The organism is Moorena sp. SIO3I6 (assembly GCF_010672095.1).
On sequence record NZ_JAAHHU010001761.1, the window covers coordinates 1 to 1,014 of the forward strand.

1 protein-coding gene is annotated in these 1,014 nt (G+C 43.0%); it reads right to left on the minus strand.

Annotated features, from left to right (window positions below; genetic code table 11):
* Positions 1-297 precede the first annotated feature (297 nt).
* Positions 298-1,014, minus strand: a 717-nt coding sequence (locus tag F6K49_RS52925; RefSeq protein WP_293111149.1) for an ABC transporter permease, incomplete at its 5' end; no start/stop codon positions are given.

The following is a 1,014-nucleotide window of genomic DNA, read 5'->3' on the forward strand; positions in this document are numbered from 1 at the left end:
CTTCGGCTAGATCAACCCGAATCGGTGCAGGACGAAATCCTAGGACAACTACTGTGATGATGCCAACTCCAACCATAAGGTAAGTTAGCCGTTGAGGAAGGTGCTTCATGAAGTGTCTCAAATCGCGGAATTGATTGTGCGATCGGCGAAGCCGCGCCAAAGGCGATCGCAACAGTATTTAATTACTACTATTTAATTATTACTATTTAATTACTACTATTTAATTACTACTGTAAGCATTAGCTGATAGCTGATAGCTGATAACTGATAGCTTACTAACTATCACCATGTTGATGCTTATTCCCTGGTTTTCAAAACAGCGATTAAGTCCAGACGATTCAGCTGTCTACGGATAATTAACCCAGAACAGAATGCTGCTACTATTACGATAACAAATGTAAAAGCATAGGTATATTTAGTAAGAATTAAGGGAAAACGGTAAAGTTCAGAATTATAGGCAAGAGACATTAAAGCAACTAAACCGTATCCGAGTCCAAAACCAATTGGAAGGGCGAGTAGGGTAAGAATAACTTGTTCACCTAGGAGAATCAAGGCAATTTCAGCACGAGTGAATCCCATAATCCTGAGACTGGCTAATTCTCGTCTTCTTTCTGATAGGGCAATCCGTGCTGAGTTGTAGACTACGCTAAAGGTAATAATGCAGGCAAAAATTACTAGTACTGCTGTGAAGACTTGCAGAGGTTTAGCAATAATCTCCTCAAAGCTTTCCAGGCTAGCTTCACGGGTGCTAATACCGGTAATAGCCGGTAGACGTTTGAGGCGATAGTAAAGCTGACTAGCAAGGTGAGGATCAACACAGAGGTAAGCACCAGAAATAGTTTGTCCTTCTCGCATCAGTCGGTTGAGGGCATGGATATCCATATATACTGAGACACCGAGGAGTTCATCCACCAAGCCGACTACAGGAACTTGACGCACGGGACGGCTTCCTTCCAGGACTTCCACGGTTAGGGTATCTCCAGGAGTAACACCTAGGATTTCGGCTAGTTTGGT